General features: G+C 55.8%; 21 protein-coding genes and 1 tRNA gene. 3 read left to right on the forward strand and 19 right to left on the reverse strand.

Annotation, left to right across the window (positions count from 1 at the left end):
* Positions 1–33: 33 nt before the first annotated feature.
* The 11 genes from AUC60_RS05025 to thrS all read right to left on the reverse strand — a co-directional run bounded on the left by AUC60_RS05025 (position 34) and on the right by thrS (position 8,901).
* The gene (locus AUC60_RS05025; RefSeq protein WP_087265006.1) at positions 34–633 is read right to left on the reverse strand and encodes an alpha/beta hydrolase; all 600 of its coding nucleotides are present in this window, start codon (positions 631–633) and stop codon (positions 34–36) included.
* 3 nt (positions 634–636) lie between these two features.
* Positions 637–861, reverse strand: coding sequence for a hypothetical protein (locus AUC60_RS05030; RefSeq protein WP_087265007.1), 225 nt, complete (start codon positions 859–861; stop codon positions 637–639).
* A gap of 538 nt (positions 862–1,399) precedes the next feature.
* Positions 1,400–1,476: transfer RNA gene (locus AUC60_RS05035), tRNA-Pro, on the reverse strand.
* A gap of 86 nt (positions 1,477–1,562) precedes the next feature.
* The gene (locus AUC60_RS05040; RefSeq protein WP_087265008.1) at positions 1,563–1,919 is read right to left on the reverse strand and encodes a MerR family transcriptional regulator; all 357 of its coding nucleotides are present in this window, start codon (positions 1,917–1,919) and stop codon (positions 1,563–1,565) included.
* Positions 1,900–2,202 (reverse strand): integration host factor subunit alpha, encoded by a 303-nt coding sequence (ihfA, locus tag AUC60_RS05045; protein WP_002553164.1) that lies wholly within the window; start codon positions 2,200–2,202, stop codon positions 1,900–1,902. The genes AUC60_RS05040 and ihfA overlap by 20 nt, the downstream gene beginning before the upstream one ends.
* Before the next feature lie 3 nt (positions 2,203–2,205).
* Positions 2,206–4,584, reverse strand: coding sequence for a phenylalanine--tRNA ligase subunit beta (pheT, locus tag AUC60_RS05050; protein WP_087265009.1), 2,379 nt, complete (start codon positions 4,582–4,584; stop codon positions 2,206–2,208).
* 79 nt (positions 4,585–4,663) lie between these two features.
* Positions 4,664–5,680 (reverse strand): phenylalanine--tRNA ligase subunit alpha, encoded by a 1,017-nt coding sequence (pheS, locus tag AUC60_RS05055; protein WP_087265010.1) that lies wholly within the window; start codon positions 5,678–5,680, stop codon positions 4,664–4,666.
* 107 nt (positions 5,681–5,787) lie between these two features.
* Positions 5,788–6,144, reverse strand: coding sequence for a 50S ribosomal protein L20 (rplT, locus tag AUC60_RS05060; RefSeq protein WP_007905879.1), 357 nt, complete (start codon positions 6,142–6,144; stop codon positions 5,788–5,790).
* 28 nt (positions 6,145–6,172) lie between these two features.
* Positions 6,173–6,367, reverse strand: coding sequence for a 50S ribosomal protein L35 (gene rpmI / locus AUC60_RS05065; RefSeq protein WP_002553160.1), 195 nt, complete (start codon positions 6,365–6,367; stop codon positions 6,173–6,175).
* Positions 6,368–6,427: 60 nt separating this feature from the next.
* Positions 6,428–6,979 (reverse strand): translation initiation factor IF-3, encoded by a 552-nt coding sequence (gene infC, locus AUC60_RS05070; protein WP_169857083.1) that lies wholly within the window; start codon positions 6,977–6,979, stop codon positions 6,428–6,430.
* On the reverse strand, positions 6,979–8,901 hold the full coding sequence (gene thrS / locus AUC60_RS05075) for a threonine--tRNA ligase (RefSeq protein WP_087265011.1): 1,923 nt from the start codon (positions 8,899–8,901) through the stop codon (positions 6,979–6,981). The genes infC and thrS overlap by 1 nt, the downstream gene beginning before the upstream one ends.
* Positions 8,902–9,268: 367 nt before the next feature.
* Between thrS and AUC60_RS05080 the strand changes: the two genes are divergently transcribed.
* A complete protein-coding gene (locus AUC60_RS05080; RefSeq protein ID WP_087265012.1) occupies positions 9,269–9,565 on the forward strand; it encodes a hypothetical protein in 297 nt (98 codons plus the stop codon).
* 302 nt (positions 9,566–9,867) lie between these two features.
* Positions 9,868–10,080: a cold-shock protein gene (locus tag AUC60_RS05085; protein WP_003179963.1), complete on the forward strand. Its 213-nt coding sequence runs from the start codon at positions 9,868–9,870 to the stop codon at positions 10,078–10,080.
* Positions 10,081–10,144: 64 nt separating this feature from the next.
* On the opposite strand, the gene AUC60_RS05090 is transcribed toward AUC60_RS05085, so the two are convergent.
* Positions 10,145–10,459, reverse strand: coding sequence for an I78 family peptidase inhibitor (locus AUC60_RS05090; RefSeq protein ID WP_087265013.1), 315 nt, complete (start codon positions 10,457–10,459; stop codon positions 10,145–10,147).
* 307 nt (positions 10,460–10,766) lie between these two features.
* Here AUC60_RS05090 and AUC60_RS05095 point away from each other — a divergent pair, with 307 nt between their 5' ends.
* Complete coding sequence (locus AUC60_RS05095) at positions 10,767–10,961, forward strand: hypothetical protein (RefSeq protein ID WP_087265014.1); 195 nt, start codon at positions 10,767–10,769, stop codon at positions 10,959–10,961.
* Positions 10,962–10,993: 32 nt separating this feature from the next.
* Here the strand turns inward: AUC60_RS05095 and AUC60_RS05100 are convergent, their stop codons facing one another.
* Genes AUC60_RS05100 through AUC60_RS05130 form a run of 7 tightly spaced genes read right to left on the reverse strand, consistent with a single transcriptional unit; the run spans position 10,994 to position 18,013 of the window.
* A complete protein-coding gene (locus AUC60_RS05100; RefSeq protein ID WP_087265015.1) occupies positions 10,994–12,034 on the reverse strand; it encodes a nucleoside hydrolase in 1,041 nt (346 codons plus the stop codon).
* A gap of 40 nt (positions 12,035–12,074) precedes the next feature.
* Complete coding sequence (gene rbsD, locus AUC60_RS05105) at positions 12,075–12,479, reverse strand: D-ribose pyranase (protein WP_087265016.1); 405 nt, start codon at positions 12,477–12,479, stop codon at positions 12,075–12,077.
* A complete protein-coding gene (gene rbsK / locus AUC60_RS05110; RefSeq protein ID WP_087265017.1) occupies positions 12,476–13,423 on the reverse strand; it encodes a ribokinase in 948 nt (315 codons plus the stop codon). Before rbsK ends, rbsD begins: the two co-directional genes overlap by 4 nt.
* A 19-nt stretch (positions 13,424–13,442) precedes the next feature.
* Entirely contained in the window at positions 13,443–14,447 is a 1,005-nt protein-coding gene (locus AUC60_RS05115; protein WP_087265018.1) for a LacI family DNA-binding transcriptional regulator, read from the reverse strand.
* A 1-nt stretch (position 14,448) separates the two neighbouring features.
* Positions 14,449–15,444, reverse strand: a complete 996-nt coding sequence (locus AUC60_RS05120; RefSeq protein ID WP_087265019.1) for an ABC transporter permease — start codon at positions 15,442–15,444, stop codon at positions 14,449–14,451.
* A complete protein-coding gene (locus AUC60_RS05125; RefSeq protein ID WP_087265020.1) occupies positions 15,444–16,994 on the reverse strand; it encodes a sugar ABC transporter ATP-binding protein in 1,551 nt (516 codons plus the stop codon). The genes AUC60_RS05120 and AUC60_RS05125 overlap by 1 nt, the downstream gene beginning before the upstream one ends.
* Before the next feature lie 56 nt (positions 16,995–17,050).
* Positions 17,051–18,013: a sugar ABC transporter substrate-binding protein gene (locus AUC60_RS05130; protein ID WP_087265021.1), complete on the reverse strand. Its 963-nt coding sequence runs from the start codon at positions 18,011–18,013 to the stop codon at positions 17,051–17,053.
* Between the last annotated feature and the right edge of the window lie 14 nt (positions 18,014–18,027).

Genomic DNA, 18,027 nt, shown 5'->3' on the forward strand with positions numbered 1-18,027 from the left:
GCTTGGCTTGGGTTTATGTCTAGAACAATACGGTCATTTAAACATTAACTGCTTGAGCGCTTCCTGCCGAATGGGTGCGGCAAACTCGTGCGTAATCGGCCATGTCTTGATGGTAACGCTTATGTCTTTTGAAACCGAGTTAATATGATTCTTCGCCAGCAGCGCCTGCAAACCCGGTGTACTGATATCCAACGTGCCAACGTTCATGATCATTTTCGACGGCCCTTTGATAGTGGACAGCCGAGCGCGCGGCGACCGCTCCAGGTATGCAGGATCATCCGGCCCTGCCGGCGCTGCGCCAAGGACGGCCAGCATATTGTCCTTGAGCTGTTGATCCTGGGTCGTGTCGTAGAGCGATGCGAGATCGTAGATGACCAGCCATATAGATGCCGCGTGAACCTTACCCGGATATTTTCCCATGTAACTCAGGGCTTGCATTGTGCCCCCAGAAACCGCCGAGATGTCGACGCGCTTAAGACCAGTCTTCTCTTGAGCGTTATTCACCACGGCGTCAATACGCGACAGCGTGTCGTTAGAGCCAAGAGCCTGGGCTGTGGTGTTCGGGCCATTGAAATTTGGCGAGACAATACACGCGCCTTCGAGGCTTGCCAGTTCAGGGAAAGCGGTCTTCACCTGCTAGTAGTCGCCGGACCATGTATGCAAAAACAGAATAATTCGCTTTGGGTGCGGGTTGCACTTGATCAGATAGGGCTCATCGCCCGCGCTGCTCTCTACATAATCAGCGGTGATCAAGCTGTCAGGAACTCCGTTTGAATGCTTGGCGTGTGTTGCCGCAGTTGCAGTATTGGTTACTACCAGCAAAGCCAACACCAGTGGCAACCCTTTCTTGATAAATCCCATCATTGCACCTGTCAAAATTCATTCAGGCGCAATGATGACATCTTGAGCGCTGAAGACGCGAACCAATCGAAATATTCATTTTCATCCGCGCCTTCAACAACCAGCATTAGTCAGTTGATTGGCGCGACAGTTGTTCCCCACTCGCAAGACAATCCGGGAAGCAATGCCAAAGCTCGATGTTGCACCGCCATTCGGTCAAGACTGACGTTAATCACTGGAGTGCGAGTTATTTGCCTGTGCCGAAATCCATAACAGTTGTCATCCTGCATATTGGTGGAGAGGCCCACCCTCGGACGATGAGTCTTCGATCACAGTTGGTTGAAAGTATTAAGGCGTCGCTATCACGAGGGCTATGGAAGAAATCGGCTGCTTGGAGCGGCAGTCATCAGCAGGGGGTGAGACGCATTGAGGACAGAAATGGCCACTCATGAGCATCGTAAATGGTCCGGGGGGCGTTGAGTTTTGCGCCAGTTTTGCACATGCACAAAAAAGCCGGTTGAGATAACCGGCTTAAGTGTCTGATTTTACTCAGAGAATATGGTCGGGACGGAGTGATTCGAACACTCGACCCCTTGCACCCCATGCAAGTGCGCTACCGGGCTGCGCTACGCCCCGACTAGGCGTGTATCTGTTTCCCATGCTGCGAAAACTTCGAGGAATATAACCTAAGCTTTTGAATTATGGAAGTATCCGGGCGATTTCTACTTGCCCAGAACCACCAGGACGTCTTCCAGCTCTACGATCATTTGCTGGATCAACTGCTTGTATTCCTGGGCGTCATCCTTGGGTTCGCCGCTAGTCATGCGCAACCGCGCACCACCAATGGTGAAGCCTTGCTCGTAGAGCAAGCCGCGGATCTGCCGGATCATCAACACGTCTTCGCGTTGATAATACCGGCGGTTACCGCGTCGTTTAACGGGGTTGAGCTGAGGAAATTCCTGTTCCCAATAGCGCAAAACGTGCGGTTTCACCGCGCAGAGTTCGCTTACCTCGCCAATGGTGAAGTAGCGTTTGCCTGGGATCGGCGGTAACTCGTCGTTATGACTTGGTTCCAGCATAAGCCTCAACTCGGGCCTTCAACTTCTGCCCTGGACGGAACGTGACAACACGGCGAGCCGTGATAGGAATTTCTTCCCCGGTCTTCGGATTTCTACCAGGCCGCTGGCGTTTATCTCGCAAGTCAAAATTGCCGAAACCGGACAATTTGACCTGTTCGTTATCTTCCAGAGCGTGCCTGATTTCCTCGAAGAACAGCTCCACCAATTCCTTGGCTTCTCGTTTATTCAGGCCCAGCTCTTCGTACAGACGTTCGGCCATCTCAGCTTTCGTCAGAGCCCCCATACGCTACTTCCTTAACGTGGCGTTTAACCTTTCCTCGAGTGAGGTGAGGATTTTATGCGTCGCCGCATTGACCTCATCGTCGTTAAGAGTGCGCGATGGATGCTGCCAGGTCAAGCCAACTGCAAGGCTTTTTCTATGCGGATCAATGCCTTTACCCTGATAAACGTCAAATAGCCTGAGGTCTGTGAGCCATTCGCCTGCATTTTCTCGAATAACGTCAAGAACTGCGGTGGCTGGAACACACTCATCAGCCAGCAACGCCAAGTCACGCCGAACTTCAGGAAAGCGCGATAACTCCTGGAATTCAGGCATTTTACCCAGTGCCACTTCAGCCAGAATCAGCTCGAATACGAAGATTGGACGATCCAGACCCAATGTTTTCGACAACTCAGGGTGAATAGCACCGACGTAACCTGCTTCACGACCGTCGCGCTCAATGCGAGCAGTCTGGCCAGGGTGCAACGCAGGATGCTTGCCCGGCACAAAAGTGAATGCATTGAGCGCACCGGCGAAGCCCAGAATGGCTTCAACATCCGCCTTGACGTCGAAGAAGTCGACTACATCACGACCCTGCGCCCATCCTTCCGGCATACGACTGCCACACACAACACCGGCCAGCATCGGCTCCTGCTTCAAACCATCCAGCTGACCGACAAAACGCAGGCCGCTTTCGAACAGACGGACACGATCCTGCTGACGGTTGAGGTTGTGTTGCAAAGACTTGACCAGACCCGGCCACAACGAGGCGCGCATCGCAGCCATGTCATTGGAGATCGGGTTTGCCAGCAGCAACGGCTCAGCGCCAGGGCTGAACAGCTCGAACTGCTTGGGATCGATGAAGCTATAAGTGATCGCTTCCTGATAGCCGCGAGCGACCAACAGGCGACGCAGCTCAGGCAGATTGCTACGAGCCTCAGCTTTGGCTTGTGGTGCCAGACGCGCCTGCGGATAACGAACCGGCAGGCGATTGTAACCGTACAAACGGGCCAACTCTTCGATCAGGTCGACTTCAAGGCTGATATCGAAGCGATGACTTGGGACTTCAACGCGCCACTGTGCTGCCGCTTCAGAGGAAACGGCCAAGCCCAGGCCGGTCAACAGACCTTCAACTTCAGCAGGGTCCATTTTCAGGCCCAACATCTGCTCGATACGCTCGGCACGCAGCGTCACAGGCGCGATCGACGGCAGATCTTTTTCGCTGACAGCCTCGATGACGGGACCAGCCTCGCCACCAGTGATTTCCAGCAGCAGGCCAGTGGCCCGCTCCATGGCTTTGCGCGCCAGTTGCCAGTCAACACCGCGCTCATAGCGATGCGAAGCATCGGTGTGCAGACCATACGACCGGGCTTTGCCCGCGACGGCGATCTGGTCGAAGAACGCGCTTTCGAGGAATACGTCACGAGTCGTGCTGGAAACACCGCTGTGCTCCCCGCCCATCACACCGGCGATGGCCAGAGCACGCTGGTGGTCAGCGATAACCAGCGTATCTGCACGCAGGCTGACTTCCTGACCGTCCAGCAGAACGAGCTTCTCGCCCTCTTCTGCCATGCGCACACGAATGCCACCGTGGATTTCGGCCAGATCAAACGCGTGCAGCGGCTGACCCAGTTCGATCATCACATAGTTGGTGATGTCGACCACGGCATCGATGCTGCGAATGTCGGAACGGCGCAGACGCTCAACCATCCACAACGGGGTAGGACGCGACAGGTCTACATTGCGAATCACACGACCGAGGTAACGCGGGCAAGCGTTAGTGGCCAAGACTTCGACCGGACGCACTTCATCGTGTGTCACAGGAACAGCGGCAACAGCCGGGACAGTCACCGGAGCCGCGTAGAGCGCGCCGACTTCACGAGCCAGACCCGCCAGCGACAGGCAGTCGCCACGGTTTGGCGTCAGGTCGACTTCGATGCTGGCATCATCCAGCTCAAGGTACACACGGAAGTCTTCACCCACCGGCGCATCGGCTGGCAGCTCCATCAAACCGTCATTGCCCTCACCCACTTGCAGCTCGGATTGAGAGCACAGCATGCCGTTGGATTCGACGCCACGCAGCTTGGCTTTCTTGATCTTGAAATCGCCCGGCAACTCGGCACCGATCATGGCGAATGGAATCTTCAGACCCGGACGCACGTTGGGCGCGCCGCAGACGACCTGAAAGGTTTCCGAACCGTTGCTGACCTGACATACGCGCAGCTTGTCGGCATCGGGGTGTTGCTCGGTGCTCAGCACTTCGCCGACGATTACGCCGCTGAATACACCAGCAGCCGGAGTGACGCTGTCGACTTCAAGGCCGGCCATCGATAAACGAGCAACCAGCTCGTCGCGGGATACTTGCGGGCTTACCCAGCCGCGCAACCATTGTTCACTGAATTTCATCCTGCTCTCCAAAAAAATGCGTTACGGGCGACTCCAGTGCTCTGCGACAGCGGCCAGTGGCAGGCTGTCGCGAAGCGCCTCAGCGAAATTGCGCGAGGAACCGCAAGTCGTTGTCGAAGAACAGACGCAAGTCGTTGACGCCGTAACGCAGCATGGCCAGACGCTCCACGCCCATGCCGAAGGCAAAGCCCGAGAACTCTTCAGGGTCGATGCCAGACATACGCAGCACGTTCGGGTGAACCATGCCGCAGCCCATCACTTCCAGCCAGCCAGTCTGCTTGCAGACACGGCAGCCTTTGCCGCTGCACATCACACATTCCATGTCGACTTCAGCGGAAGGCTCGGTGAACGGGAAGTAAGACGGACGGAAACGCACGGCCAGTTCTTTTTCGAAGAACACGCGCAGAAACTCTTCGATCGTTCCTTTAAGGTCGGCGAAGTTGATGTCGCGATCGACCAGCAGGCCTTCGACCTGATGGAACATCGGCGAGTGAGTAATATCGGAGTCGCTGCGGTACACGCGACCCGGGCAGACAATGCGGATCGGCGGACGCTGTGATTCCATGGTGCGGACCTGTACCGGGGAGGTATGGGTGCGCAGCAGCATGTTCGCATTGAAGTAGAAGGTGTCGTGCATCGACCGGGCCGGGTGGTGGCCTGGGATGTTGAGCGCTTCGAAGTTGTGGTAATCGTCTTCCACCTCAGGACCTTCGGCAATGCCGTAGCCAATGTGAGTGAAGAATTGTTCGATGCGTTCCAGAGTACGGGTAACAGGATGCAGACCGCCTGAGGTCTGACCGCGGCCAGGCAGGGTCACGTCAATGGACTCGGCGGCAAGTTTGGCGGCAAGATCCGCCTCCTCGAACTGCGCCTTGCGAGTATTGAGAACCTCTGTGACACGCTCCTTGGCGACGTTGATCAGGGCGCCAACTTGCGGACGCTCTTCTGCAGGCAAATTCCCCAGGGTCTTCATCACCTGAGTCAACTCACCTTTCTTGCCAAGGTATTGAACCCGGATTTGCTCCAGGGCATTGATATCTTCAGCGCTCTGCACAGCCTCAAGAGCTTGCGAGACCAGCGCGTCCAGGTTTTCCATGTACAGACTCCAGATACGAAATAGGGGAAGAGCTTTTAAGGCTCTTCCCCTATTTATGACGTTTAACACCGAACCCCAGAAACTGGAGCCCAGTGATTGTCGGGGACTTAGGCCAAAGTGGCTTTAGCTTTCTCGACAATCGCAGCAAACGCCGCTTTTTCGTTCACTGCCAGATCAGCCAGAACCTTACGGTCGATCTCGATGGACGCTTTTTTCAGGCCGGCGATGAAACGGCTGTAGGACAGACCGTTGATACGAGCACCAGCGTTGATACGAGCGATCCACAGAGCGCGGAACTGACGTTTTTTCTGACGACGGTCACGGTAGGCGTATTGGCCTGCCTTGATTACCGCTTGCTTGGCAACACGGAATACGCGTGAACGCGCGCCGTAGTAGCCTTTAGCAAGTTTCAGAATTTTTTTGTGACGCTTACGGGCAATGACGCCACGCTTTACACGAGCCATGAGTTACTTCCTCTATTCTTGATCAAAATTAACGAAGGCGCAGCATGCGCTCGACTTTTGCCACGTCAGACGGATGCAGCAAGCTGCTACCGCGCAGTTGACGCTTACGCTTGGTCGACATTTTGGTCAGGATGTGGCTCTTGAAAGCGTGTTTGTGCTTGATGCCGTTAGCAGTTTTCAAAAACCGCTTAGCTGCACCACTTTTAGTCTTCATCTTTGGCATGTTCGGATACTCCGCATTCAGTTGATAAACATAACCGCAAGGCCTGCCGTGCCCTGGTGGTTATTTCTTCTTTTTCGGGGCGATGACCATAATCAGCTGGCGTCCTTCCATCTTAGGATGCTGCTCAACGGAACCGTATTCAAGAAGGTCACCTTCAACCCGCTTCAACAGTTCCATGCCCAGCTCCTGGTGGGCCATCTCACGACCGCGGAATCTTAACGATACCTTGGCCCTGTCCCCGTCACTCAGGAAACGTACCAGGTTGCGTAGTTTTACCTGGTAATCCCCTTCCTCCGTCCCTGGACGAAACTTGATTTCTTTAACCTGAATCTGCTTCTGGTTTTTCTTCGCGGCAGCAATCTGCTTCTTCTTTTCGAAGATCGATTTGCCGTAGTCCATCAGCTTGCAAACAGGGGGTACTGCATCGGCGGAAATTTCCACCAGATCCAGTTTGGCCTCTTCAGCCTTAAGAAGCGCGTCTTCAATTGACACAATCCCAAGCTGCTCGCCTTCAGCTCCAATTAACCGAACCTCGCGTGCCGAGATATTCTCGTTGATCGGGGCTTTCGGTGCAGCTCGTTTATCTTGTCTCATTTCACGCTTAATAGTAATTACTCCGAATCTTGGCGACCACGCCGGGAAACCGCTTGTGCGAGGAATTCAGCGAACTGGGCGACCGGCATCGAGCCGAGGTCTGCACCTTCGCGTGTACGCACAGCGACAGTTTGCATTTCAACTTCCCGATCTCCAATCACGAGGAGATAAGGGACCTTGAGCAAAGTATGCTCACGGATTTTAAAGCCGATCTTTTCATTTCTCAAGTCGGACTTGGCACGAAACCCGCTTTCGGCAAGAATTTTTTCCACTTCAAGGGCAAAATCTGCCTGTTTATCAGTGATATTCATGATCACTGCCTGAGTGGGCGCCAGCCAGGCTGGGAACGCACCTTCATAGTGCTCGATCAGAATCCCGATGAAACGCTCGAAGGAACCAAGAATCGCGCGGTGCAACATCACCGGATGCTTACGACTGTTGTCTTCGGAGACGTATTCGGCACTCAAACGAATCGGCAGGTTAAAATCGAGCTGCAGAGTACCACACTGCCAGACACGACCCAGGCAGTCTTTCAACGAAAACTCGATCTTCGGACCGTAGAATGCACCTTCGCCCGGCTGCAGATCATAAGGCAGACCCGCGCTATCCAGTGCCGATGCCAGTGCGCTTTCAGCGCGATCCCACAGCTCATCGGAACCCACACGCTTTTCAGGACGGGTTGAAAGCTTCAGTTCGATGTCCTTGAAGCCGAAGTCGGCATAGACATCCAGAGTCAGCTTGATGAATGCTGCGGACTCAGCCTGCATCTGGTCTTCAGTACAGAAGATGTGTGCATCGTCCTGAGTGAAACCACGGACACGCATGATCCCGTGCAGGGCACCGGACGGCTCGTTACGGTGGCAGGCACCGAACTCGGCCAGACGCATAGGCAGCTCGCGATAGCTTTTCAGGCCCTGATTGAACACCTGCACGTGGCATGGGCAGTTCATCGGTTTGATTGCGTAATCGCGGCTCTCGGACTCAGTGGTGAACATGTTATCGGCGTAGTTCGCCCAGTGACCGGACTTTTCCCACAGGGAGCGATCCACCACCTGCGGAGTTTTGATCTCCAGATAACCATTCTCGCGCTGCACTTTACGCATGTACTGCTCAAGCACCTGATACAGGGCCCAACCCTGTGGATGCCAAAACACCATGCCCGGCGCTTCTTCCTGGGTGTGAAACAGGCCGAGACGCTTGCCGATCTTACGGTGATCGCGTTTTTCAGCTTCTTCGATGCGCTGGATGTAAGCCGCCAGTTGCTTCTTGTCGGCCCAGGCGGTGCCATAGACACGTTGCAACTGCTCGTTCTTCGCGTCGCCGCGCCAGTAAGCACCGGACAGCTTGGTCAGTTTGAACGATTTGAGGAAGCGAGTGTTCGGCACGTGCGGACCGCGGCACATGTCGACATATTCTTCGTGGTAGTACAGACCCATGGTCTGCTGCTCTGGCATGTCTTCTACCAGACGCAGCTTGTAATCTTCGTGACGCGCGGTGAAAACGTCGATTACCTCGGCGCGCGGCGTCACCTTCTTGATGACGTCGTAATCTTTTTCGATCAGTTGCTGCATGCGCTGCTCGATCGCCGCCATGTCATCAGGCGTGAACGGGCGCTCGTAAGCGATATCGTAATAAAAGCCGTCATCAATGACTGGCCCGATAACCATTTTTGCAGTCGGGTACAGCTGCTTGACCGCATGACCTACCAAGTGGGCGCACGAGTGGCGGATGATCTCCAGCCCTTCCTGGTCCTTGGGGGTAATGATTTGCAGGCTGGCATCTTTTTCGATCAGATCGCTGGCATCGACCAGTTGACCGTCGACTTTTCCTGCAACGGTGGCCTTGGCCAGACCGGCACCAATGGAAAGCGCGACCTCGGCTACGGAAACCGGGTGATCGAATGAACGTTGACTGCCGTCGGGAAGAGTAATGGTGGGCATGGCGCCTCCTCTCCTAGTGGTGACCCCTACCAAAGGTCACGTGGGTTGGGATGAGCCAGTACGTGATCCGGTGGTGTGCCTGCCTCACAGTGGCAGGAGCCTTGCGGCCAACCTTGAACCGAACCAGATGACTGGATTAAACAAAAAACTGCGTAGCAACGGCGAAATGAGCAACAGCCAGGCGCTAGCAGATATAAAGGACGCGCATCCTAGCACAGCTCAGCACGATCACACGCACACCGGATCAATCAATCGCACTTCAGATATCCGCTCCGTTCGAATAAGCGCTGAACTGGTGCGCGTTATGGCCGTCAGATGGTTGTGCAATCCATCGCAAACTCGTTATGCCCCATAAAAGGAAAACGCCATGAAGCTTCTACGTCTATTAGCCCTGCTCGCCCCTGTCGCACTGGCAGTGCCACTCAGCGCTCAGGCAGCCATGAGCGCCCCAACTAAAGCAAAATTCATTAATGATTGCGTAGCCACCGCGGGTAAGAAGCTGGATGAAAAATCAGCCAAGGCTCATTGCGAGTGCGGAGCGGAGCAAGTGAGCAAGAACTTCAGCAGCGCTGAAATTGAAAAAATGAGCAATGACAATCTGCCACCAACCCCTGCACAGGCTGCAAAAATGAAGGATTTAGTTTCCAAAAACTGCACTAAATAAAAAAATAATTCATTTATATGATTCCGTAGAGCGTCGCGGGGCGTGTTGCAACAACACTTCACGAAAAATCTGGAAGCCTTGAAATACGTGCCTTTCAGCCCCGCCGACTGATTCAGCACTTGTCAACGCCATCCCGAATTCTGCTGTGCTCGCCGGACTTATTCCCAGCTTACTTACGACAACCGCTCAAAGTTCTTACTGAAAAAGTTCTACATTCCCACATTTCGACTATGATAGGCCGGTGTGCCCAGTTGGCCTGAGCAACACGTACACTGAAAAAATTATGTTCTTGGAGATTCACCATGTCTAATCGCCAAACCGGCACCGTAAAATGGTTCAACGACGAAAAAGGCTTCGGCTTTATCACCCCACAGGGTGGCGGTGACGACCTGTTCGTACACTTCAAAGCTATCGAAAGCGACGGTTTCAAAAGCCTGAAAGAAGGCCAAACCGTTTCCTTCGTGGCTGAGAAAGGCCAAAAGGGCATGCAAGCTGCTCAGGTTCGTCCGGAGTAATCCGAGCGATCTAAAAAAACCCCGTCACTGACGGGGTTTTTTTATGGATACAAAAAAGCTCGAATCAACCGCAGTTGACCCGCACAACCTTGCCATTGGCATCGGTGTTGAGGTTGACTCGGTTGGAGCGATATTCCAGCGTGACCATGTCATTGGCCCCAATGAACCGTGCATCTTGCGCACCCGCCTTCGCTCGCGCTTGAGCCAGCAAGGCAGCTGATGCCTGCTGACCTACCGCAAACTGGGCACCTGCGGCGTCACAGCGCCCTCCAGCAGTTGGCGTACTCGGTTCTTGAGCGGCTGGTTCAGACGTACTGCTGCACCCTGCCATTAACGACAAAGCAACAACCAACCCGACTGAAGAGATTTTCCACGGCATACAGACTCCTTGACCGATAAACAAAAGCTGAACTCTTGCGACAGCGCCACACCTCATTCGTTGCAACACATGGCCAGTTCAAGGCCATCACTACAGACCGCTGCGCAGTCTGCCCGAGCTGATTGCCCCACGTGAAAGCAAATCGTCACAAAACATGAGTTTACGCACCCGCCCACTGATTGCCCCAGTCGTACAGCCTTAGGTCGCAGTGTCAAACAGCACCTGAAATGCTTTACTGGGTTCAGCGTCGGCCGCTCAGGCTAATCCGCGCACAGGCTCTTCCTAAAGACGACGAGACGAGGCAGCAATGGCAGTCGTATCCATCGATGCAGACATCAAGGCGAAATGGCCGCAAGGACACTCATCACATAGCCCGGGAAACCCCGAGGAGCTGGCGATCATTGCCGTGGACTTGCTGGTGAAGGAGTTAGGTAGCGAAGGCGCCCTGGCATTTATCACGCAAGTGCTCGCCCGCTACCCGAGCGAAACCGGCACAGCGTAAAAAGCGCACGAGCCAGTCTGCTGAAGGGACGGTTATTTAAGGCGTGAGAGTCGACTGGTCAACAGATCGAAGAAGCCCTGTGCGTCGCCACTTTCAACCCAGAACACATTTTTGTCCCGACCGAGCGTGTCGTACCAGTCAGCAACAGTCTGACCAAAGCCTACGCCTTCGCGACTATCGATAGCCACGTTGATCTGCCTTCCGCTGAACAGCTCAGGCTTAAGCAGCCAGGCGATGACGCTGGCGTCATGCACTGGACCACCGGGCAGACCGTAGTGCTCCATATCAAGCTTCACGTACTCATTGAGAATGTTGCCTACCAGTTTGCCTGCCTGATTATTCAACGCTGCAATCTGTTTCAGATGCTGCTCACTGGTGAGAATTTTGTGGGTCACATCCAGCGGCAGATAGGTCAGCTTCACGCCACTGGCCAAAACCACTTGAGCCGCATGTGGGTCAGCGAACAAGTTGAATTCGGCAACCGGCGTGATATTACCGCCATTGAAGTGCGCCCCGCCCATCACCACAACTTCCTTGATGCCCTGCGTGATCTCAGGGTCCTGAACCAATGCAAGCGCAAGGTTGGTTTGCGGCCCGAGCATGGCAATGGTAATGCTGTGCGGTTCGGCCTTGCGCAAGGTGTCGATCAGGTATTGCACCGCACTGCCCTGAGCCAGCCCTTGCTTGGGTTCATGCACGGGGACACCGGGCAAACCTTCCTGGCCGTGAACATTTTCTGCGTAGATCGGTGTACGCACCAAGGGCTTTGACGCACCGGCATACACCGGCACGTCTTCGCGCCCTGCCCACTCGCGAGCCAGACGGGCATTACGCGAAGTTTTGTCCAGACGCACATTGCCGGCCACGGTAGTAATCGCCAGAACGTTCAACTCCTCGGGCGATGCCAGTGCAAGCAACAAAGCCACCACGTCATCAGCCCCCGGATCGGTGTCGATGATCAAATCGCGCTTTTGCGCGGCGTAGGTAACGCTTGCACTGAGAATGGACAAAAGCAGCAGGCTCCGAAGAAACTGTTTGAGAAGAAAGTGTTTACCGAGACACAACGCTTGCATAGCGAACTCCCTGTTCAGATTAAACGTTCATTACGGACGATCAGAAAACCACACCGGCGACCAATGCAATATTGCTGTATGGCTCGCACTCGCCGGTACGTACGATTGCTTTGGCACTTTTGCTCAGGGTCTTGAGGGCCTCATGGCTGAGCAGCCGCTGTTCCCCCAGATCACCGTCCAGATTCAGCCCTTCAATAACACTCAGAGCGGGCGGTTTCTTGAACATGATCTCTTCGGCCAGCACATGGCTTTCGACCTGCATTTCGCTCAATACGGTATCCAGCACACTGGCGAAATCGGCCATCCCACGGGTCACTGCCAGATCAATCAATTCCACGCCCGCCGGGATAGGCATGCCAGCGTCAACGATCATCACGATATCGCCGTGCCCCAGAGAAGCGATCACGCGAGACAGAGCGATGTTGAGCAAGGGTGTTTTTTTCATGTGAGGTCAAACCTTTCTACTTCAGCGCTATCAGGGATGGAAGGCTGCGCACCCGCTCGGGTTACCGACAATGCCGCAGCCTTTTGTGCGAAACGAATCGCCTCAGCCTCAGTGCGACCTTGAGCCAGCGCCGCAGCGAAACCACCGACAAATGTATCACCCGCAGCGGTGCTGTCGACCGCAGTGACACGCGGCGCAGAAAACTGTTCGATGCCCTGCGCGGACGCCAGCAACGCGCCCTGCTCACCCAACGTAATGATCACCTTGCCTGCGCCCGCAGCCAGCAGGGATTGAGCCGCGTGCTCTGCGGACACCGCAGAGTCCACCACGATCCCGCTCAGTATTGCTGCCTCGGTCTCATTGGGAATCAGGTAATCAATCAACGAATACCACTGTTCGGGCAGCGCAGCAGATGCCGGAGCCGGATTGAGAATAACGGTCTTGCCCAGCTCACGCGCACGACGCAAGACATGCGCAACGGTGGGCACCGGCACTTCCAGCTGACAAATCACCACCTGCGAAGCACCGAGCAACGCGTCGAAACGGTCAATCACATCTGGAGTCAGCTGGCCGTTCCCCCCTGCGACGATGATGATCGCGTTCTGACCATTGGCATCAACCACAATCGAAGCAATGCCGGTGGATACGCCCGCCACGGTGGTCAGCCCCTGACAATCAATCTGCTCAGCCGCCAGTGCGGTGCGCAACTGCTCACCATAGGCGTCATCACCCACGCAACCGATCATTGCCACCCTTGCACCCAGCCGAGCCGCTGCGACCGCCTGATTGGCACCCTTGCCGCCGGATACTGTGGCAAACGAATCCCCGCTCAAGGTTTCCCCCGGACCCGGCAAGCGTTGCGCACGCGTGACCAGATCCATATTCAAACTGCCGACCACAACAACCTGGGCGTGCGACAGGTGCGCATTCTTGTTTGTGCTCATCGCGGTTACTCAATGTAATTCATGAAATAGGCGGCGCCGTTGACTCGCGCAACACAATGCTCGGCGTCACAACACGCTGCTCGGTAGCGCCTTCAAACGCCCCTGATATGCGCCGCAATAACATCTGCGCGGCGCTCTCACCCAACTCGACAATTGACTGCCCCACCGTGGTCAGGGCCGGATACACATAGCGACTCATTTCGATGTCATCGAACCCCACCACTGACAGATCCCTTGGCACCTGAATACCGCGCTCGGCCGCAGCACGCAGCACCCCGATCCCGATCATGTCATTGCCAGCGAAGATGGCGGTCGGGGGGGTGCCCGATAACAGGCCGACTGCCGCCTGATAGCCCCCCGGACTGGTGTAGTCGCTTTCGATTATCCAGTGAGGCTCTACGTGAATGCCGGCTTGCGCCATGGCCAGCTCATAGCCACGGAACCGCAACCGCGCCACGCTGGTTTGCGACGGGCCTCGAATGCAGGCGATATGCCTATGACCCAACCCCAACAAATGACGGGTCGCCAGGTAGCCACCCAGCTCGTGATCAATGCGCACCAGATCGGCGTCAATGCCTTCGAGTTCCCGGTCAACCACCACCATGGGCGTACGGACACCTGCAAGGCCGCCATCCAGACCGGGGTCACCGCCCACTGAAGACACGATCAGGCCATCGACACGCTTCTCCAGCAGTACCCGCAAATAGCCCCGTTGCTTATCCGCGTTGTCGTCGCAGTTACACAGGATGACGCAGAAACCATTGCGCTCGCAGTAGTCTTCAATGCCTCGTGCCAACTCGGCAAAATAGGGATTCACGCCATTGGGAATCAGCAGCCCAATGGTCGATGTCGACTTGGCCTTGAGGGAGCGAGCGACAGCGCTAGGCACATAATCCAGTTGCTGAATGGCAGCCTCGACCTTGATCCTGACCTCGTCGCTCACGGGCCTGGATTTGTTCAGGACATGAGAAACCGTGGTGTAGGAAATACCAGCCAGCGCCGCCACATCCTTGATCGTCGCCATGTCAGACCTTGCGCTTGGCGCGGTGACTGCGATAAGTGTCGAGCACCACCGCGATGACAATCACCGCGCCGGTAATGATCCGCTTGGTCGGCTCTGTGGCACCCATCTGCGCCAGTCCGGCCGCCAGCACGGAAATGATCAGTACGCCAAAAAAGGTACTGATGATTGAACCGCGCCCGCCCATCAGGCTTGTACCGCCAATGACCACTGCGGCGATAACTTGCAGCTCAAGGCCTGAGCCAGCGTTGGGGTCAGCCGCCTCCAGACGGGAAATCTGGAACAGCGCAGCCACGCCCGCCAATAGCCCCATCAACGAAAACACCAGAATCTTGTAAGGCTTGGGATTGATCCCTGCCAGCCGCACGGCCTCCTCGTTGGTGCCAATGCCGATCAGGTAACGCCCGAATACCGTGCGGGTGAGCAGCGCCTGAGCGGCGAAAATCACCAGCAAGGCGATCACAAACGATGGAGAGATGCCGAACGCAAAAGGATTCGATAACCAGGCATAGGAGTCGCCAATGTATGCCGTGCGCGAGTCGGTCATCTGGTAGGCCACGCCACGAGCCATTTCCAGCACGCCCAATGACACGATGAATGAAGGAATGCGCCAGGCAACAGTGATCGACCCGGTGATGGTGCCCGCCAGGGTGGCGCACGCCATGCCAAACAGTGCAGCCGGAAAAATACTCCAGCCCCAGCCGAGAATGGCCACGCTGACCGCTGAAGCTGCAAGCGCCAGCACCGAGCCTACCGACAGATCAATACCGCCGATGATCAGCACAAAGGTCATGCCCACCGCCAACACCATCAAGTCTGGGATCTGGTTGGCAATGGTGCTAAAGGTGCCATACGAGAGAAAGTGGTCACTGAGCAGCGAGAACAACACGATCATCGCCAGCAAAGCACCTGCCAGGCCTAGATAAGTCCCCAGGCCAAAATAGGTGCCGCCACGCTTGGCGGTTGAAGGCAAAGCCGTTGAAGGGGTTGAGGTTTTCATCAAGCAGTCCTCGGCGCAGCTTCACTGAGCAGCGCGTCGCGTTTTTGGTAGCCGGCAAATGCGGCAGCAAGCAATTCGTCCTGGGTCCAGCTGTCGCGCTCGAAGGTTTCGATCAGGCGCCCGGCAGACAGCACGCCTATGCGGTCACAGATCAGCATCAGCTCGCGCAAATCACTGGAGACCACGACCAGCGCCCGGCCCTGACGGGTCAGCTCACCGAACAACCCGTAGATATCAAATTTGGCCCCGACATCGATGCCGCGGGTTGGCTCATCGAACAGCATGATCGGGCAGTCACGCTCGAGCCATCGACCAATTACTACCTTCTGCTGATTGCCACCAGACAACTCCGACACCAGTTGCGCCGGGCCGGAACTGCGGATGTGCATGGCATCAATCTGCCGTTGCGCAAGGCTCATCTCATCCTGGGTTTTGACCAGCCCGCCTGCTGAGACTGCGTCCATATTGCCCAAGGCGATATTGGCGCCGATGGACTGGGTCAGCAAAAGCCCCTCGCCCTTGCGGTCTTCAGTTATTAACGCGATACCCTGACGAACAGCGTCGGCAGGCGAGCGAATGGAAGCGCTGCGAAGGGGTGACCCCAGCTCGATGCTGCCGCTGTCGGCAAGATCGGCACCATAGATAAGGCGCAGAAGCTCGGTGCGCCCGGCACCGATCAATCCGGAAATACCGAAAATCTCGCCCTTGCGCACCTGAAAAGAAACATCCCGGACTTTCTCGCCACGGCTCAGGCCTTTGAGGCTCAGCGCTACCTCACCGATCTGGCGCTCGCCCAGATCGATCTTGTCACCCAGCTCGCGCCCGACCATCAATGTCACCAACTGCTCGCTGCTGTAATTGGCGATGGAATCGACGCACACCAGCTTGCCGTCGCGCAGTACAGCAATGCGTTGCGCAACACGCTGCAGTTCTTCAAGACGGTGAGAGATGTAGATGATGGATACACCGCGCGCCTGCAGGCGGGTGATCTGCTCAAACAACATCTCGACCTCCCGAGCGGTCAGCATCGCGGTCGGCTCGTCGAGAATCAGCACCCGACAATCACCGATCAGGTTGCGGGCGATCTCGACCATTTGCTGATGACCGATGCCCAGCTCGCTGACCAGCGTATCCGGGTCGATAGCGTCCAGCCCCACTTGAGCCATGGCCTGAATCGCATCTTCGCGCAGACGTTTGCGATTGATCCAGCCCGCACGGCGCGGCAGGTTGTCAAGAAACAGGTTTTCGGCGACAGAGAGCGTTGGCAGAAGGTTGAGCTCCTGCATCACCATGCGTACACCCAGCTTTTCTGCCTGGGTCCGATTGGCCGGCTGATAACGCTCGCCCTGAAATTGCATCTGCCCAGTGGTGGGCGTTTCCAGGCCGCCGATGATTTTCGAAAGGGTACTTTTCCCCGCGCCGTTCTCCCCTGTGAGGGCCAGTACTTCGCCGCGCATCAACGTCAGGTCGATGCCGCCGAGTACCGGTTGCGCGTAGGTCTTACCTATACCGCTGACAGATAGCACAGCGGTTTGAGTAGAAGCCGACATAAAACTCTCCGTGCACCTGCCCGGACCGGGCAGATGCATTCATTCGGCGAAGGGGGTTACAGCTTGGAATGGGTGATCAGAGTGACCGGCGTTTCGATGACGCCATTAACGGTCTCGACTTTTTCACCCTTGAGAATCTTCAAGGCCGCGTCGATACCGAACATGGCTTGCCTGGCGGCGAACTGATCAGCAGTGGCCAGTACTCGACCATCCGCGATCATTGGCTGAATAGCCTTGATGTTGTCATAGCCTACTACTTTGACCTGCCCCGCTTTCCCGGCAGCGCGCACAGCAGACACAGCACCCAGCGCCATGCTGTCATTACCGGCCAGCAACGCTTTCAGGTTCGGGTGAGCGTTGAGCATCTGCGAAGCAATGGTATTACCTTTGTCGATTTCCCAGCTGCCGGACTGCACAGACACGATCTTCATCTGCCTGGCTTCCATAGCGTCCTTGAATCCCGCTGTGCGCTGCTGAGCATTGGTGGTGGTGGAAACGCCTTCGATGATCCCGACCTCATCACCCGGATTCAGGTCACGTGCCAGGTATTCACCCACCAGTCTGGCGCCTTTGCGATTGTCAGGACCGACAAACGGTACACTGATGCCTTTGCTTTTCAGCACCTCAGGATCAAGTTGATTGTCGATGTTCACCACCGTGATCCCGGCATCTACAGCCTTCTTGATGACCGGCACCAGCGCCTTGGAGTCTGCCGGGGCAATGACCAGTGCGTTGACTTTGGAAACGATCATTTGCTCAACGATGCGGATCTGGTTGGAGGTGTCCGACTCGTCTTTGATGCCGTTGGAGATCAGATCAAACTTGTCAGCGTTTTCTTTCTGATAAGCCTTCGCACCGTCTTCCATCGTCCGGAAGAACTCGTTTGCGAGAGATTTCATCACCAGCGCGACTTTTGGTTTTTCAGAGGATTCAGCGGATAACGCAGGGAGAGAGGTTGTTGCGGCAACAGCAGCGAGCATAGCAACGGCAAGAACGCGTCCAGCAAACGGCAGCTTCATAGGTACACTCCGAT

This window comes from Pseudomonas caspiana (genome assembly GCF_002158995.1).
Lineage (GTDB): Bacteria > Pseudomonadota > Gammaproteobacteria > Pseudomonadales > Pseudomonadaceae > Aquipseudomonas > Aquipseudomonas caspiana.

What these genes read in the sequence shown, in the direction of transcription:
- AUC60_RS05030 (WP_087265007.1), bottom strand. Translation starts at nt 861, where the DNA reads ATGGGATTTATCAAGAAAGGGTTGCCACTGGTGTTGGCTTTGCTGGTA.
- AUC60_RS05040 (WP_087265008.1), bottom strand. Translation starts at nt 1,919, where the DNA reads ATGCTGGAACCAAGTCATAACGACGAGTTACCGCCGATCCCAGGCAAA.
- ihfA (WP_002553164.1), bottom strand. Translation starts at nt 2,202, where the DNA reads ATGGGGGCTCTGACGAAAGCTGAGATGGCCGAACGTCTGTACGAAGAG.
- pheT (WP_087265009.1), bottom strand. Translation starts at nt 4,584, where the DNA reads ATGAAATTCAGTGAACAATGGTTGCGCGGCTGGGTAAGCCCGCAAGTA.
- pheS (WP_087265010.1), bottom strand. Translation starts at nt 5,680, where the DNA reads ATGGAAAACCTGGACGCGCTGGTCTCGCAAGCTCTTGAGGCTGTGCAG.
- rplT (WP_007905879.1), bottom strand. Translation starts at nt 6,144, where the DNA reads ATGGCTCGTGTAAAGCGTGGCGTCATTGCCCGTAAGCGTCACAAAAAA.
- rpmI (WP_002553160.1), bottom strand. Translation starts at nt 6,367, where the DNA reads ATGCCAAAGATGAAGACTAAAAGTGGTGCAGCTAAGCGGTTTTTGAAA.
- thrS (WP_087265011.1), bottom strand. Translation starts at nt 8,901, where the DNA reads ATGCCCACCATTACTCTTCCCGACGGCAGTCAACGTTCATTCGATCAC.
- AUC60_RS05080 (WP_087265012.1), top strand. Translation starts at nt 9,269, where the DNA reads ATGAAGCTTCTACGTCTATTAGCCCTGCTCGCCCCTGTCGCACTGGCA.
- AUC60_RS05085 (WP_003179963.1), top strand. Translation starts at nt 9,868, where the DNA reads ATGTCTAATCGCCAAACCGGCACCGTAAAATGGTTCAACGACGAAAAA.
- AUC60_RS05090 (WP_087265013.1), bottom strand. Translation starts at nt 10,459, where the DNA reads ATGCCGTGGAAAATCTCTTCAGTCGGGTTGGTTGTTGCTTTGTCGTTA.
- AUC60_RS05095 (WP_087265014.1), top strand. Translation starts at nt 10,767, where the DNA reads ATGGCAGTCGTATCCATCGATGCAGACATCAAGGCGAAATGGCCGCAA.
- AUC60_RS05100 (WP_087265015.1), bottom strand. Translation starts at nt 12,034, where the DNA reads ATGCAAGCGTTGTGTCTCGGTAAACACTTTCTTCTCAAACAGTTTCTT.
- rbsD (WP_087265016.1), bottom strand. Translation starts at nt 12,479, where the DNA reads ATGAAAAAAACACCCTTGCTCAACATCGCTCTGTCTCGCGTGATCGCT.
- rbsK (WP_087265017.1), bottom strand. Translation starts at nt 13,423, where the DNA reads ATGAGCACAAACAAGAATGCGCACCTGTCGCACGCCCAGGTTGTTGTG.
- AUC60_RS05115 (WP_087265018.1), bottom strand. Translation starts at nt 14,447, where the DNA reads ATGGCGACGATCAAGGATGTGGCGGCGCTGGCTGGTATTTCCTACACC.
- AUC60_RS05120 (WP_087265019.1), bottom strand. Translation starts at nt 15,444, where the DNA reads ATGAAAACCTCAACCCCTTCAACGGCTTTGCCTTCAACCGCCAAGCGT.
- AUC60_RS05125 (WP_087265020.1), bottom strand. Translation starts at nt 16,994, where the DNA reads ATGTCGGCTTCTACTCAAACCGCTGTGCTATCTGTCAGCGGTATAGGT.
- AUC60_RS05130 (WP_087265021.1), bottom strand. Translation starts at nt 18,013, where the DNA reads ATGAAGCTGCCGTTTGCTGGACGCGTTCTTGCCGTTGCTATGCTCGCT.